The 12,794-nt window shown below is 61.7% G+C and carries 17 protein-coding genes; 4 read left to right on the top strand and 13 right to left on the bottom strand.

Going from position 1 to position 12,794, the window contains the following annotated elements; translation table 11 throughout:
• Positions 1-64: 64 nt before the first annotated feature.
• The gene (locus F4561_RS21780; RefSeq protein ID WP_184581212.1) at positions 65-721 is read right to left on the bottom strand and encodes a DUF6230 family protein; all 657 of its coding nucleotides are present in this window, start codon (positions 719-721) and stop codon (positions 65-67) included.
• A 937-nt stretch (positions 722-1,658) separates the two neighbouring features.
• On the opposite strand from F4561_RS21780, the gene F4561_RS21775 reads away from it, so the two are divergent.
• The gene (locus F4561_RS21775; RefSeq protein WP_184581211.1) at positions 1,659-1,922 is read left to right on the top strand and encodes a hypothetical protein; all 264 of its coding nucleotides are present in this window, start codon (positions 1,659-1,661) and stop codon (positions 1,920-1,922) included.
• Positions 1,923-2,026: 104 nt separating this feature from the next.
• On the opposite strand, the gene F4561_RS21770 is transcribed toward F4561_RS21775, so the two are convergent.
• From F4561_RS21770 to F4561_RS33785, 7 genes are all read right to left on the bottom strand, one after another.
• Complete coding sequence (locus F4561_RS21770; protein ID WP_184581210.1) at positions 2,027-2,563, bottom strand: hypothetical protein; 537 nt, start codon at positions 2,561-2,563, stop codon at positions 2,027-2,029.
• A gap of 394 nt (positions 2,564-2,957) precedes the next feature.
• Positions 2,958-3,434 carry a hypothetical protein gene (locus tag F4561_RS21765; RefSeq protein ID WP_184581209.1) on the bottom strand — a complete coding sequence of 159 codons (477 nt, stop codon included), beginning with the start codon at positions 3,432-3,434 and terminating at the stop codon, positions 2,958-2,960.
• A gap of 56 nt (positions 3,435-3,490) precedes the next feature.
• On the bottom strand, positions 3,491-3,808 hold the full coding sequence (locus F4561_RS21760; protein WP_184581208.1) for a contact-dependent growth inhibition system immunity protein: 318 nt from the start codon (positions 3,806-3,808) through the stop codon (positions 3,491-3,493).
• A 123-nt stretch (positions 3,809-3,931) separates the two neighbouring features.
• Positions 3,932-4,168: a hypothetical protein gene (locus F4561_RS21755; RefSeq protein WP_184581207.1), complete on the bottom strand. Its 237-nt coding sequence runs from the start codon at positions 4,166-4,168 to the stop codon at positions 3,932-3,934.
• Between the two features lie 125 nt (positions 4,169-4,293).
• On the bottom strand, positions 4,294-4,968 hold the full coding sequence (locus tag F4561_RS21750) for a hypothetical protein (RefSeq protein WP_184581206.1): 675 nt from the start codon (positions 4,966-4,968) through the stop codon (positions 4,294-4,296).
• Between the two features lie 364 nt (positions 4,969-5,332).
• A complete protein-coding gene (locus F4561_RS21745) occupies positions 5,333-5,902 on the bottom strand; it encodes a hypothetical protein (protein WP_184581205.1) in 570 nt (189 codons plus the stop codon).
• A gap of 252 nt (positions 5,903-6,154) precedes the next feature.
• Positions 6,155-6,838: an Imm7 family immunity protein gene (locus F4561_RS33785; RefSeq protein ID WP_312885627.1), complete on the bottom strand. Its 684-nt coding sequence runs from the start codon at positions 6,836-6,838 to the stop codon at positions 6,155-6,157.
• A gap of 34 nt (positions 6,839-6,872) precedes the next feature.
• Between F4561_RS33785 and F4561_RS21735 the strand changes: the two genes are divergently transcribed.
• The gene (locus tag F4561_RS21735) at positions 6,873-7,535 is read left to right on the top strand and encodes a cytochrome P450 (RefSeq protein WP_184581203.1); all 663 of its coding nucleotides are present in this window, start codon (positions 6,873-6,875) and stop codon (positions 7,533-7,535) included.
• Positions 7,536-7,817: 282 nt separating this feature from the next.
• Here F4561_RS21735 and F4561_RS21730 read toward each other — a convergent pair whose 3' ends face one another.
• The 5 genes from F4561_RS21730 to F4561_RS21710 form a co-directional block, all read right to left on the bottom strand.
• Complete coding sequence (locus F4561_RS21730) at positions 7,818-8,387, bottom strand: SUKH-4 family immunity protein (RefSeq protein ID WP_184581202.1); 570 nt, start codon at positions 8,385-8,387, stop codon at positions 7,818-7,820.
• A gap of 3 nt (positions 8,388-8,390) precedes the next feature.
• Entirely contained in the window at positions 8,391-10,208 is a 1,818-nt protein-coding gene (locus tag F4561_RS33780; RefSeq protein WP_184581201.1) for a polymorphic toxin-type HINT domain-containing protein, read from the bottom strand.
• A gap of 131 nt (positions 10,209-10,339) precedes the next feature.
• Positions 10,340-10,705 (bottom strand): hypothetical protein, encoded by a 366-nt coding sequence (locus tag F4561_RS21720; RefSeq protein WP_184581200.1) that lies wholly within the window; start codon positions 10,703-10,705, stop codon positions 10,340-10,342.
• A gap of 230 nt (positions 10,706-10,935) precedes the next feature.
• Positions 10,936-11,286 (bottom strand): hypothetical protein, encoded by a 351-nt coding sequence (locus tag F4561_RS21715; RefSeq protein ID WP_184581199.1) that lies wholly within the window; start codon positions 11,284-11,286, stop codon positions 10,936-10,938.
• Complete coding sequence (locus tag F4561_RS21710) at positions 11,283-11,477, bottom strand: hypothetical protein (protein WP_184581198.1); 195 nt, start codon at positions 11,475-11,477, stop codon at positions 11,283-11,285. The genes F4561_RS21715 and F4561_RS21710 overlap by 4 nt, the downstream gene beginning before the upstream one ends.
• 172 nt (positions 11,478-11,649) lie before the next feature.
• Here F4561_RS21710 and F4561_RS21705 point away from each other — a divergent pair, with 172 nt between their 5' ends.
• Together F4561_RS21705 and F4561_RS21700 are read left to right on the top strand one after the other, a co-directional pair.
• Positions 11,650-12,459, top strand: a complete 810-nt coding sequence (locus tag F4561_RS21705) for a helix-turn-helix domain-containing protein (RefSeq protein WP_184581197.1) — start codon at positions 11,650-11,652, stop codon at positions 12,457-12,459.
• 31 nt (positions 12,460-12,490) lie between these two features.
• On the top strand, positions 12,491-12,679 hold the full coding sequence (locus F4561_RS21700; RefSeq protein ID WP_312885626.1) for a DUF397 domain-containing protein: 189 nt from the start codon (positions 12,491-12,493) through the stop codon (positions 12,677-12,679).
• Positions 12,680-12,794: the final 115 nt, after the last annotated feature.

Here is a 12,794-nt window from a genome sequence, read left to right as displayed (position 1 = left end):
CGTCGTGTGTGCGAGAGGGCCGGCGAGGGAGGGGCAACGCCGTACCTCGTGTCGGTTTTCGCGGTCAGAAGCACTCGTTCTCGCCGAACTCCAGCGTCAGGTTGAGGTCGTTCAGCACGAAGGATCCCGCGGTGGTGGCCCGGGCCTCCTGTTCCAGGTCGTTGACGACGATGGTGTCGGACTGCATGCCGAACATGCCGTGGATCGGGGTGCCCGCATCGGGCCCCTTGTCCATGTCGGGGGCGTTGGCGCCGATGTCGAGGTTCTCGAACTCGGCGTCACCCGCCATCTGGTGCATGTCGACCAGCAGGGTCTCGGCCTCGGCCGGGGTGTCACCGGTCCCGGCGGTGAGGTTCAGCGAGATGGGAGGGAGGCCGGGGAGCTGGTCGTCGAGCAGGACGGACTGGCACATCGAGTGCAGCTCGGCCTCGCTGATTGCGGCGGTGGCCATCGGCAGCGGTTCGTCGTTGCGGTCGACGTTGATTCCGCCGTACTGCTCGAACCCAGTGCCGACCAACTGGTCGGCCGACACCTTGAAGTCGAGGTCGGAGACGACGAACTGGGCGGCGACGGCGCCGTTGGCCAGGGCGTAGAGCAGGCCGCCGACAGCAACGCCTCCGATGACGGTGAAGACCCCGAAACGCTTCCAGCTGGTGTGTCCGGTCCCGGCGTCTTCGGTGTCCTCGGCGTCCTCGGTGTCGACGGGGAGCGCGTCGGTCATGAGGGCAGTTCTCCTCGGTCTGTGCAGGGTGGGCGGACGCGGATTTTCCCCTGCGGCCGCGCCCGCGCGGTCCACATCACCGGCAAGAAGTAAACAGCGTTCTTGCCAATGGTGATTGACACATTGTGTATGGATGCAAAAGATCAACTCAATAGGTTGGTGGAACAGGTTCTACGAAGTTCGTGGTGCGGATGAGGCGTCTGGATTACCCCAGCGCAGCGTGGCCAGCCGGCGGGTCCGCGCCATCAATGCCCTGCTCATACTGGACTGACCTGCATAGATTCGTAGATTACGGGCTGGGGGGCGGAGGGCGCGAGCGGGTGTGGGGAGCGTGCTGGCCCGGTGCGGACCACAGATCCTGGCGGAACCCCCTTCGAGCGAACCGCATAGTATAACGGGTACTACCAGTGGCCCGGCTGGCGTCGAGTGACGTTGCGCAGCCGAAACCCCGCTTGGGTTCAGGAGGCGAGAGCTGCGGATCGCCACGATCGGCCGGGGTTTTGGGGCACATCGAGTGTGTCCGGGGAGTCGGTTTCGACGCCGAAAGTGTCCCCGTGGTCAGGGTCGCTGCTCGGATATCTCGGGAAGTGTTCCGAGACTACGGCCGAAAACTGCCGGTCCCAGCCAACGCGGGACGCTGGACTCGGCAGTAGGGTCATGGCCCGTGGGAAGAGGATTCGATCACGGTGGAGCGCACAGCGCCATTGTGGCGCTGGGGATTCTGGTTGTCACGGCTGGCTGCGCACAACCAGAGGGTCCGGCAAACTGCGAGGAGTCCATTCGCTGCACGATTCCCGCCACCCCGTCGGTGCCGGTACCCGACGACGATGAGTTGCCCGAATCCTTCACCTAGTACAGCGGGCTGAGCATTCCCGAGAGCGCCACGGATGTCGACATCACCGCGGGCCACAGCGACTTCAATGAGCTGTACTACAAAGTGACGTTCACGGTGGATCGGGACGGTCTGGAGGAGTTCTGCGAAGCCGCCGGTATCGATCCGTACCACCGGGACACCCCACCCGACGCGGAGACGCGCGACACCTTCGACATTCCCGATGACGAGGACACCGTCGACGGCAACGTGGAATGCAAAGACAGTCACCCCGACAACGACCTGGTCAAACAGAACGTGGTCGCGGTCTTCCCGGATGAGGACACCGCCTCGGTCTACGTCAACGTCATCAAGTGGCCCAACGACTGAACGGTGATCGCGTCCTCACTCTGATTCCACCAAGACAAGCCGCTCGTTCCGGTCCGCGGACTGCCGGAGAACCTCACCTTTGAAGGAAACCCTCGTGGTGAATGTCAAGGACGAAACAACTCGTCGAGCGTCCGGTAGCTCGTGTTGGAGAGGTCGTTCAGACCGAGCAGAGCGATCGCTTCGATTGCGAACCTTTCAAGGTCCTCATATCGGGCTGGTAGTTCACCTCTACGGAGGAAGAACCGCACGGTGCTGCCGTGCGTGAGAAAGTCCTCATCTACGCTGGTGCAGACAACCGCGTGCAGATCATGGCCCTCCTCAAGAGTCCGGGCTCGCTCCAGGCATTTTCCAGCGAAAAGGAACGCGCGCAGCGTGACCTTTTCGAGGTACGTTCCGGGTTCGGCCACGAGGTCATCGTCATCGACCCTGAAGTCATTGAGGTCGATCTCGGCGCACATGAGTTCCTGCGGGCCCGCGGTTGGTACCGGGTTCCAGTGCTCCTCACCCGGTGATAGAAGCCCCCGCGGCCCCCGCTTCCATCCAGTGTCTACTGTCTCCTGGAGATCCTCTGGAAGACTCTTGTCCAGCCCAGCCCCGTGAACTTCCGAAAGCAAATCTTTCATCTGGGTGTTCGTTATCATCTTTCCAGCATCCCGAGTGAGCAGGTGATGCGCGGCCGCGAGGCGTCCCAGCGCGGGCACCAGGCCGTCCAAATGCCAAGTCACCTCGGATTTCTTGGATCTTGGAGATGAAACATTGTACTGCTTCTTCGGGTGAACGGTAAGACACTGTTTGATCCTGTCCAAGCCGCGACAACCGGTGTCCGTGTTCGGGGTTGAGTCGTGCCAGCAACGGCATGGAGCCCGCCTGCGGGTGGCTCGGGTGGTTGTCGCGGCGTTGGGGTGATGGCCCGAACGGGATCAGCGGTCCATCGATGTCGAGGAACAGCAACGGTTGGTCCGCGGAACGGGCATCAACGCGAGGGCACTGCTGGCCGGCCGACGAGCTGACGGGAGCGCCGTTTCTTTCGCTATATCAGTCGTGACCGGAATCACTACTGTGGTTAATTTGCTCGATCTCCCGACGGATCGGACCGCTACTCGGAATCCGGTCCCACCACCATTCATCACTGGGCCGTCCCTCGCTGTCAATGCGGCGGACTACCCCAGATTCATCATATTCGGTGAACTCTCTAAACCTGGAGTCGACATCATTGAGCGCTCGCTTGAACCCTCCAAGGGAACTCGGTTCAGCGTTTTCCAGTCCACGAGCGAGGAGGCTCCTAAGGGCAAGTGCAGCAATCAAGTCATAGGCGCCCCAGGCCGTCCTGTCGGAACCGGGGAGGTCAAGTTCCCCGCTAATCCTGACAACGTGACTGTGCCAGCTCTCCAACAGTGCAACCAGTCCCAGAGCCCGGCGCGAAGAAACTAAAACGGACACGCTCTCCAATCGAGAGACTTCCATTTGTGTGAGAAAGCTGCCAAGCCATTCGTCTCGTTCGTCCCTGCTCATCCATTCACCTGCCCGGATGGTATGCCGTGGGTGCCCCCGCGAGCCTTCTCACTGGGTCAGTCGGTTGACCAGTGTCCGTAGTTCCTCTGCGCAGCGATGATTCGCTCGCGCAGCGTTAGAGCGGCGTTCTTCCATCTCGGTTGCGGTAGTTTGGCGGCTTCTTTCTGTGTGACGATGACCCGGATCTCTTTGCGGATCCGCTTCTCGGACCATTGTTCCGCCATGTTGGCCAGTTCTGTCACGGCCGCCGAGGCGTATGCCGAACGAGACCGAGCGAAATCTTCAATGACCTCGTCCCATGACTCATAGTCAAGATCCCAGTCCTGGTGAAACATTCCCTGGAGCTCATAGACACCGCGGAGTGATTCGGTCATACCAGCACCATCCATGCCATGTCCACCATCAGGGCTTGCTCCCTTTCTTTGGGTACGCCGTTCGGACGATGAACCCGGACGGGGAGCTGCCACCCCTCATCAAAAGGAACCCTGACTGTAAGACTAGAGTTCAAATGGCTTGTATTCCATCGCCAAGTCAGCAATTTCCTCAGCGGTCAGGAAGCCGCGGTCCGCAACAAATTCGTCCGGAAAATAGATTAGGTCTGTGATGTGCGGGCACGGGATTCCCGTTTCCAGTTTTTCTATCTCTTCATCACTCTCGATGTCGCTTTCAAGTCGATCATTTTCTCTGATTGTCTCGATGAGTCGAATTATTTCTGGCCTGTCTAGTTTTTTCACTGCTGGCCAATCATCCCGTAGTCGCTGTCTTCCCGGATGAGGGCACCGCCTCGGTCTACGTCAACGTCATCAAGTGGCCCAAGGGCTGAGGGGCGATCGTGACCTCACTCTGTTACGCGTAGGCGCTACTCGTGCTCGGCCCCGTGTGCCGACTCGAGGTCGGCCTGGGCCCAGTTCTCTGCCTGGATCCACAATGGCAGCAGTTCCTGTTCCAGGAACTCGGCTTCGGCGGAACCATGTTCGCGGATACGCCACACAGCGGTTTCGGGGTCGGCCTCCTCGCGCAGTGCGGCGACGTCGTGCAGGAAGTTACCGAACTCGCGGACGGCGTACGACGATGTCTCTTCCGACGAGAGCGCGAGTGGGCGGTCAATCCCTTCCTGTTCGACGCGTGAGTCGAAGTCGTCGATCATGTCCACGGCGGTCTGCTCGGCCATCCGGGCGCCGCGGACGGGGTCGTCTACGGCGTGCTCCAACCCGACCTTGAGGACGTGCAGGGCCCGCATCTTCCAGTAGTAGGGGGTGAGGACATCCATCTCCCCCTCGTCCTCGGGCCACAGGGGAAGGAGGTCATCGTGCAGGTGTCGCAGAATCACGGTGTCGACCTCGCGTGCCTGCCCCAGCGCATCGACCACGCTGGCGTGGACTGCGTTCTCGGCGGCATCGGCCAGCACGCGATAGGCCGGCGTCACCCGCGCCGCCACCGCGGCAACCAGAGCAAGTGGCCCCCAGGCAGGGAGCGCGCCGAGTTCCGCCGCGTAGTCGTAGCTGCGATCGTCGGGACCATTGCCAGGTGTCATCGCTATCCGTCCCACCAGAAGTGACATTCGCCTGACTTCTACCAGGTGCCCTCACGGTAGTCACCTCCGTGATTCAGGCTTTCCTTATCAAGCTCGGGCATGCAGTTCCCTGTTGGACTCTCGCCAGGCTGGCAGGTATTACTGTTCGTGCCGCCCTCAATGATCTCGTAGTCCCGATCCTCTCTGGTCCGGTTGATGATCGTCTGCTCGGCGTGCCCCTGGTGAGCGGGCCAACGCTGAGCCGAAGAACTGGCGAGTCCTACACAAACTGCGCTGCTGCCCCAACCGCGCAGGTCAGATCATGCGCGCGGTACTCGTCTTCCACGAACGCGAAACCCGATGAAAAAGGCTCACTCAATCCGATTCAACGGACGTTCCAGCCATAATACTGAGCTGCAATACCAATTGCCTGCTCTGTGCGGCTTCTTATTTCTTGTTCTAGCGCAGAAATTTCGTTCTTGGGGCCGCCTTCAGGGGTTGCATTCGACATGGTTAGCCCAAGAAACCTCTCGGATTCACTGCGAAATCTCCAGCTCCCGAACTCGGTCTGAATTCTGCTGTTCTCGCGAGCGAACTTCAGTACACCGTCGAGGTTCCCAGCAATCGCCTCTGTCGTGAACAGAACCTCTTGCCTGGATAGCTCAGAATCATAGCCGGACACTGAACCCAGCGCTACATACAGTGTTCCGAGGACCGTCATCGGCCAGTAGGCCATGTCCGGAGCGCCAAGTCCGGATTGGCTCAGTTCGAATGTGGTATCCAGGATCTCAGCCAGGCGCATGCTTTCGGCATGACTTAGGTGCCCTGAGGATGCGGATACTTGCTCCACAGCTTCGTCGAAGACAACTTGCGTTTGTTGTTCAGCGAGCAAATTCATAACAGGTGTCCACAACCGAGTGGATTGGACTGAAACAACAAGAAACTCGGCGCTCACGAGTGACTCTACCCTGGCAGCAATTCCGTCACTATTTGCCACTTTCTGTCCCCACCAGGAATGGCCTTTCTGGATTTGCGTTTCGTTCTCTTTCTGGCTTCTCCGTCGGTTTTCGCTGCCAGGTCCTTTAGTGCTGACATGTAATCCGCGGGAGGTGCGGAGCCAGGTTCCGGGGTCGAGGTCGGTGGCGGTGAGGGCGCTGGTTGTGCCGTCGGTATCGGTACCGGTAGTCCTCAGGTGCCTGGTGGTCCATCATTGGCCGGGAACATCCGGTGACTCAATCGTGGGAATCACGGGGCTGAGAAGCGTATCTCGCTCATTCGTGACCCGTCCGTGTCGCATCACCATCACTTTGAACGAGTTCCGTCCTTCCGGATCCTCCTCCTCGTCATCGTGGTAGTACAGAAGCCCGTAAGAACCTTTGGCAATCTCCCCCGCCTTCAGGAAAAGTGATAATAACTCCTCGATGTCCGGCGATCTGTGGTTGGAGAATCCGCCGAAGTGGATAGTCAACTGACCGTTCATCCAGCTTAGGTCGACGAGCGCGTTTCCTCCCTTCGCGACTTCAACCAAATCCTGGATCCTATTCCGGACGCTGGAGGGGACGTCGTTGTCTCCGGGTTCCTGGATCGTGATCCAGCCATGTATTTCGAACATTCTAGTGGTCCAATTAAGATTGTCGAAGGGTGTGTCGTCGATAACTAGGTCCACGCCGTAGCGATTGGCATACTCTTCCAGTCTAGATCGCACCTCCGGCGACAGCGGCCCTCCTTGGAAGTGATAGTACACAGACCTTCCACTCTGGCTAGCCGCTTCGAATGCAGCCTTCGCCTGATTTCGGAAAGTCTTGTTGACCTGGACTCTAGATAGCTTCGCCTGAGCCACGTACTCGTTGTTTACGGCTCGAACTCTCGATTTCCGGGGTCGTTCTCGAATCGAACGGTGGACTTTTCACCGAGCCGCCCTGCCAATGCGTCTGGAGGAGGGGGTGCTTCCTCTCGCGGAGTACCTCCGCGAGCACGCGGCCGAGCGGCGTAGCCGTCCCCGGGAGGATCTGCTGCCCAAGCTGGTCGAGGCCGAGGTGGACGGGGAGCGCCTGCCGGACGACCAGGTCGTCATGTTCGCCCACCTCCCGCTGGTCGCCGGGGACGTCACCACAACGGCGCTGCTGGGGAACGCGGTGCTGTGTCTGGACGCCTTTCCCGACGAACAGGCGAAGGCGCGCGCGGACCGTTCGACGGTTCCCGCCGCGATCGAGGAGACACTACGGCTGCTCCCTCCGTTCGCCGCGCTCGCCCGGTCCACCACCCGCGAGGTGCGACTCGGCGGTGACACCATCCCCGCCGACCGGGTGCTCACCATTTGGCCGGCGGCGGCCAACCGGGATCCGCGGGTGTTCGCGAACCCCGACCCCTTTGTCCCGGACCGCACCCCCAACCCACATCTGAGCTTCGGCCACGGCATCCACTTCTGCCTGGGCGCGCCACTGGCGAGGCTCGAGGGACGGGTGGCGCTGAACATCCTGTTCGATCGGTTCGGTGCGCTTCGCACCGATCCCGGCGAGCCGGTCGAGTTCAACACCACCTCCACGATGACCGGAGTCAGGAGGTTGCCCCTGATCGCCAGGGCCTGAGAGGACCGGCGAGGGGGACGCGAGGGGGACGCGAGGGGCAAGGACGGAGGGACGCTCCCGCCGGGCACGTCCCGTGCGGGAGCGGTAGGCCCGAACCGTGGCACGATGCTGTGCCCACTCCCACCATGGCCGGGCCGTAACTTGCCTGCACGGCCGCTACCGCTCCACCGAAGGTCAGTAGCTCGCCGCTTGATTGCATTCCCATGGACCCAGACACGCGTACTACCTGCCCCCAATCCTCAAAATCGACGGGCGAAGTCAGTGGCGGCCATTCATTGCGAGTCACATGAGGAGGTCGAAGACAATCTCGCCCCACATAGAAGACCTGGAATCGACAACCGTTGGATCGATTCTTTGCATGCATTCAAATATCTCTTGTATTTCATCTTCGTGTGAGTCGAACTGCTCGATCGTCCATGTTAGGTTGCCCATTTCAACCAGTAGAGGAAGAGTGCTTCGCCACAGCCATGAGCACTTGATGTATCCTTGAAGTGATGAATTGAAAATCACTTTCTTGTATGACCAAGAGGCGAGAAAATAGACGGCCCCTGAGTCGGGTTCCACCACGATTGGATCGTCAGCGATTTCCCCGATCGAATAGAAATTTTTCGACTGGAATGAAACCTGGGGATGATGTTCAATCTGCGGTTTGTTGAAAAAATAGTCAGGCTTGATGTTCTTGGGTAGACCCCAGGATTCGGATGCAATCTTGTCGGATTCTGGAATGTTCCAGTTTCTTGCCACGTCAAACTCAACTGAAGCGTCCCGGGAAGTCAGACTCTGTGTGTCCGAGTCGCGAAGCTCGTCCAACAACTGATTGATCTGACGGCGCCTATTCTCCGGATCGTCCATTACCTATTCGCTGTCCCCGCGGCTTTCCATGTCCCGTGCTATCGCACCAAAATTTTCTCTGCCATTTCCATCCAAGCTCCACGATATTTCTGCGTTCTCATAATTACCCAATCGGGCCGCGCAGCTTTTTGATTTTCCACTGCTGCAGGGCACTCTCTCGGAGTACACTCCGGTGATATTTTCGTTGGGTATTTTTTCTTCTTTCAATTCATTCATAATCACGCTCTCAGCATGTCTGCCGCCCGGTTCATTCGCGCGCGTTATGGTTTGTGGGTTTCCATCTCTGTCTACATATTCGAAAGTTGAGATATTTCTCTGGGGATTCAGATTATTCGCTGCGCGATAATCATACGCTTCCTGTGCCAGGTCATTCCCGCGGAACGAAACCTTTCCGCGACGACATCCGCCCTGGTTGTGAACGAGGACGTCAACCTCGCCAGCCACAACGTAGTAGGTGTGGAGGTCGTCGATGGTGAGGTTGTGGACCTGTTGGTCGTCGACGGTGTTGGTGTCGACGGCGGTGATTTGGGTCCAGGTGCCGGTGGAGGTGCGGAGCCAGGTGCCGGGGGTGAGGTCGGTGGCGTCGACCCATTGGCCGGCCTTGGGGGCCCAGAAGGGGTGTTCGTCGGTGGCGGTGAGGGTGCTGGTGGTGCCGTCGGTGTCGGTAACCGTGATGTCGACGAGGGTCTTCTGACCGTCGCCGGTGATGGTGTCGGTGACCTCGCGTGGGCCTTCTTCACCGGTGGCGGGGTCGAAGGCGAGGATTTCGTCGCCGGTCTGGATGTCTTGGATGGGGGTGGTGGAGCCGTCGGCCATGAGCACGGGTGTGCCGGGGGTGAAGCTGTTGGTGCGGCAGTTGCCGTTGGGTTCGTCGGTGTCGTCCTCGTCGCGGTTCTGGCCCTGGCTGTCGGTCTCGCCGTCGGCGAGGTGGTGGGAGTCGGGTTCTGGGTCTGGGTCGGGGTCGGGGTTGCGGCCGGTGCCGTTGGGGAGTTTGGTGAGTCCTTTGAGGGCGGGGCCGCCGATGAGCCAGCTGGCGGCGTTGGCGGTGGAGCGGACGAGTCCTTGTTCGAACTCGCCGTTGGCGAAGTGTTCGTAGCCTTCTTCGCTGATGGCCAACTGTGCGCTTTGGCTGAGGTTCCAGGTGGCGAGGTGGCTGGCTCCGTCCCACAGTCCGCTCAGGTACTCGCCGTCGTCGAAGCCTTGCCGGATCAGTTCGGCGCTGTCGCGCACGGTTGCGGCGTACTCGTTGTGTAGCTCGGTGGCGCCGGCGATGGCGTTCTCCGCGCCGCGGCGGAGGGTTCCCGGGGCGTCCTCGCGCAGGTCCTGTGCGAGGTCGATGGGACCGCGGATGGTTTCCTCGGCCATTTCCAGGCCCTCGCGGGTGGCGCGGGCCTGGGACTCGGCGGCGTCATCGGCCAGGTCGGCGATGTCGTCGCGCAGGTCTCCGGTGGAGTAGGTGGGGGTGAGCCCGGCGCTTGGGGGCCCGGCGAGGAGGTTGTCCACGCCCAGTGGCGCGAACGATTCGCCGCTGCCGCTGCCGGGACCCAGGTCGGTGTCGAGGGTGGGCATGGAGCCCAGCGGACCGCCCCCGCCCCCGCCCTCGCCTTCGTCGTCGTTGTCGTTGTCGGGGTCGGCCTGCGGGGTGGCTGGTTGCTGGTCCCCACCCGGAGTGTCGTGTTGCTGTTCGTCGCCGTGCTCACCTCCGGCCTGGGGGCCCGAGCCGTTTCCCGGGGTGCCCACGGAGGTGATGGCGTCCTCGACCATGCCGGTGACACGTCCGGTGATGCCGGAGCCGAGCACTGTGGCGGCGATCGCGGCCACGAGCACAATCACGGCGGCGTACTCGACGAAGTTCGCGCCCCGCTCGGGGTCATGGATGCGTGTCAGCACAGAGGATCACCGGGGGGTAGGGGTGAAACGGAGGGGCTGGAAACGAGGAGGAACGGGCTCGGTTACGTGGTTCGCCTCAGGTAGGCGCGCGCGTGGGGCCGGGTGGAAAGGAAAAGGATCACCCCGGGCAGGAGCATCTGGGTGAATCCGGCGGCATCGCCGCCCAGAAGGGTGAGCAGGCTCCAAGCGAGGACGAGACCGGTGAAGGCGCAGGTGGTGTACAGCACCCAGGCACCGCCGCGGGCCAGCAGCAGGGCGAGGGTGAGCGCGATCGCGCCTTGGCCGAGATAGGCGAAGAAGCCCAGGTACAGGGTGGTCTGGTCGGCGTCGGCGACGATCAGGATGAAGAAGAGCAGGAACGCCAGCCCGGCCATGACGAACAGCAGCACCCGAGCAGCCTTCAATGCGGTAGGCAGAGCACCGCGCACAGTAGGGTTCCTCAAAGGATCAGCTACCCCGAAAAGGGGCAGGGAACGAAGAAGCGAGTTTCGTCTACTTCGTCGCGTTTGGTTGGACATGAGGAACATAACGTGACGAAGTGGCCGCCTCAAGTGAGGGGCCGCGTCTGGCCAAACCCGAACCAGGCGCGGCGGGATCGCATCTACGGCGTTTCAGGTACGCGTGATTCGCGCGGTGCGCACCGCTCCTGAGGACCGGATCAGGAGACGCGGCCCAGCGGGTTACCGCACCAGTGGCAGGCGGTGCGCGGCGCGGCGTTGGGGGAGTCGCACAGCGCGCACGCGCGCATGGGGCCGCCGGCCGAGGCGATCTCGGCCTGCGCGCGCTGCTCGGCCTGGAGCCGTGCGTGGCACCGGCGAAGCGTGGCGGCGGCCAGCCGGCAGGTGTCGGCCCAGCCTTCCAGCAACTCCACCGCGGCCGAGATGTCGGCGGTGCCGACGGAGAACACGTACTCCCGGCCGTCGATGAGCAGGGCCACGTTGCGGAACTCGGGATCGGCCCGTACAGCGGCCGGCGCACCGGTGCGGGGACGGGGGACAGGCGGGTTCATCGGCGCGCCCCCTTGCCGGTAGCCAGGGACGCCAGCAGCACCAGCACCGCAGGAAGCCTCGGGGAGACATCGAAGACCAGTTCTGCGGGAGCGGGGGCAGCAAGCACATAGGGCCGCGACCGCCTGGCCCGTCCGGTGCGGAAACGGTAGGCCCGTACCGCGCGGACCGCCGATAGGGTGGACATGCTCATCTGGGTGCCTCCAGGTGGGTCACGCCCCGGGACGGCTCGCATCCGTCGCCGGGGTCTTTTCTTTCTCTGGCACTCTGGCAACTGATGTGCAGCATTTCTAGGGAGACCACAAATCTGTTGCCCGTTGTTGTATTGGTTGCCCGGGTGTTTCTTCCTGTGACAATCTCAGTTCATGGCGAACGAGCGTTGGCAGTACTACGGCTCGGAACTACGTCGGCTCAGGGCTCAAGCTGGGCTGACGCAACGGCAGCTTGGCAGCCAAGTGGGTCTCTCGCACGCGATGGTTGGTGCGCTGGAGCGAGCGATACGCGTACCAACTCGGGACTATTCGGACGCGTTCGATTCCGCGTTGGCAACAGGGGGAGCACTCACCCGGATATGGAACGATGTCACCGGACGGCGGGATGTCCCTGAGTGGTTCAAGGACGTGCTCACGCTAGAGCAGTACGCGAACGAGATCCGGGAGTTCGAGTCACTGGTCGTTCCCGGAATGCTGCAGACCGAGGAGTACGCGAGGCACCTCGAATCGAACCAGCACCAGAGACCCAATCCGGAAATAGTGGACAACTACGTTGAAACCCGCATAGGTAGGCTTCCAGTGACGCTGGAGAACGGGGCCTTGATGACCTTCGTCATCCCGGAAAGGGTGCTCCGCCACCAGATCGGCGACGTGGCCATGATGCGGCGCCAGTTGGGCCACATTGCTGGCAAGGCAGAAGGAGGCGAGTTCATCGTGCAGGTCCTCGTTGGTGCTCCCTGTCTGGCGGCCGGTCCCCCTTTCCGGCTCATGGACTTGGAGCGCCAGACCGTCGGATACGCAGAGAGCGCGGATGGTGGTGTCCTGGTGGACCATCCGCATCGAGTTGCCGGTATGGCCTCCCGGTTCGTTCGTTTGCAGAGCGAGGCCCTCCCCCCGGGCGACTCGGTGAACTTGATTAGGAAACTGGAGGATACGTATGCATCAGCGCTGGAGAACGAGTAGCTACTCGCAGAATGGTGGTAACTGCGTCGAGGTGGCCGCCCCTTGGCACACGTCCAGCTACAGCACCGGTGGTGACGCCAACTGCGTCGAGTACCGCACGGAGAACGGGCACGAGCGGGTGCTCGTTCGCGACACCCAGCACAGACAACTCGGCCACCTGGACTTCGGCGCCGCTACCTGGGCCCACTTCCTCTCCGCCGTGCGCCGTAGCGAGGTCTGAGCGCAGGCCGGGCCTGGTGCCCGGGCATGGCCGGCCTATGCGGGCCCGCCCCTCGACATGCGGGGGTTGAGTCGGCGGTGCGTCGCTGGGTATGGCAGACTGTTACCCGTGCCGT

The sequence above is a fragment of the Lipingzhangella halophila genome, from assembly GCF_014203805.1.
In the GTDB taxonomy this organism is placed as follows: Bacteria; Actinomycetota; Actinomycetes; order Streptosporangiales; family Streptosporangiaceae; genus Lipingzhangella; species Lipingzhangella halophila.
This window is presented reverse-complemented; position numbering and strand designations above follow the sequence as displayed.

What these genes read in the sequence shown, in the direction of transcription:
- F4561_RS21780 (WP_184581212.1), bottom strand. Translation starts at nt 721, where the DNA reads ATGACCGACGCGCTCCCCGTCGACACCGAGGACGCCGAGGACACCGAA.
- F4561_RS21770 (WP_184581210.1), bottom strand. Translation starts at nt 2,563, where the DNA reads ATGATAACGAACACCCAGATGAAAGATTTGCTTTCGGAAGTTCACGGG.
- F4561_RS21765 (WP_184581209.1), bottom strand. Translation starts at nt 3,434, where the DNA reads ATGAGCAGGGACGAACGAGACGAATGGCTTGGCAGCTTTCTCACACAA.
- F4561_RS21760 (WP_184581208.1), bottom strand. Translation starts at nt 3,808, where the DNA reads ATGACCGAATCACTCCGCGGTGTCTATGAGCTCCAGGGAATGTTTCAC.
- F4561_RS21750 (WP_184581206.1), bottom strand. Translation starts at nt 4,968, where the DNA reads ATGACACCTGGCAATGGTCCCGACGATCGCAGCTACGACTACGCGGCG.
- F4561_RS21735 (WP_184581203.1), top strand. Translation starts at nt 6,873, where the DNA reads ATGCGTCTGGAGGAGGGGGTGCTTCCTCTCGCGGAGTACCTCCGCGAG.
- F4561_RS21730 (WP_184581202.1), bottom strand. Translation starts at nt 8,387, where the DNA reads ATGGACGATCCGGAGAATAGGCGCCGTCAGATCAATCAGTTGTTGGAC.
- F4561_RS21715 (WP_184581199.1), bottom strand. Translation starts at nt 11,286, where the DNA reads ATGAACCCGCCTGTCCCCCGTCCCCGCACCGGTGCGCCGGCCGCTGTA.
- F4561_RS21710 (WP_184581198.1), bottom strand. Translation starts at nt 11,477, where the DNA reads ATGAGCATGTCCACCCTATCGGCGGTCCGCGCGGTACGGGCCTACCGT.
- F4561_RS21705 (WP_184581197.1), top strand. Translation starts at nt 11,650, where the DNA reads ATGGCGAACGAGCGTTGGCAGTACTACGGCTCGGAACTACGTCGGCTC.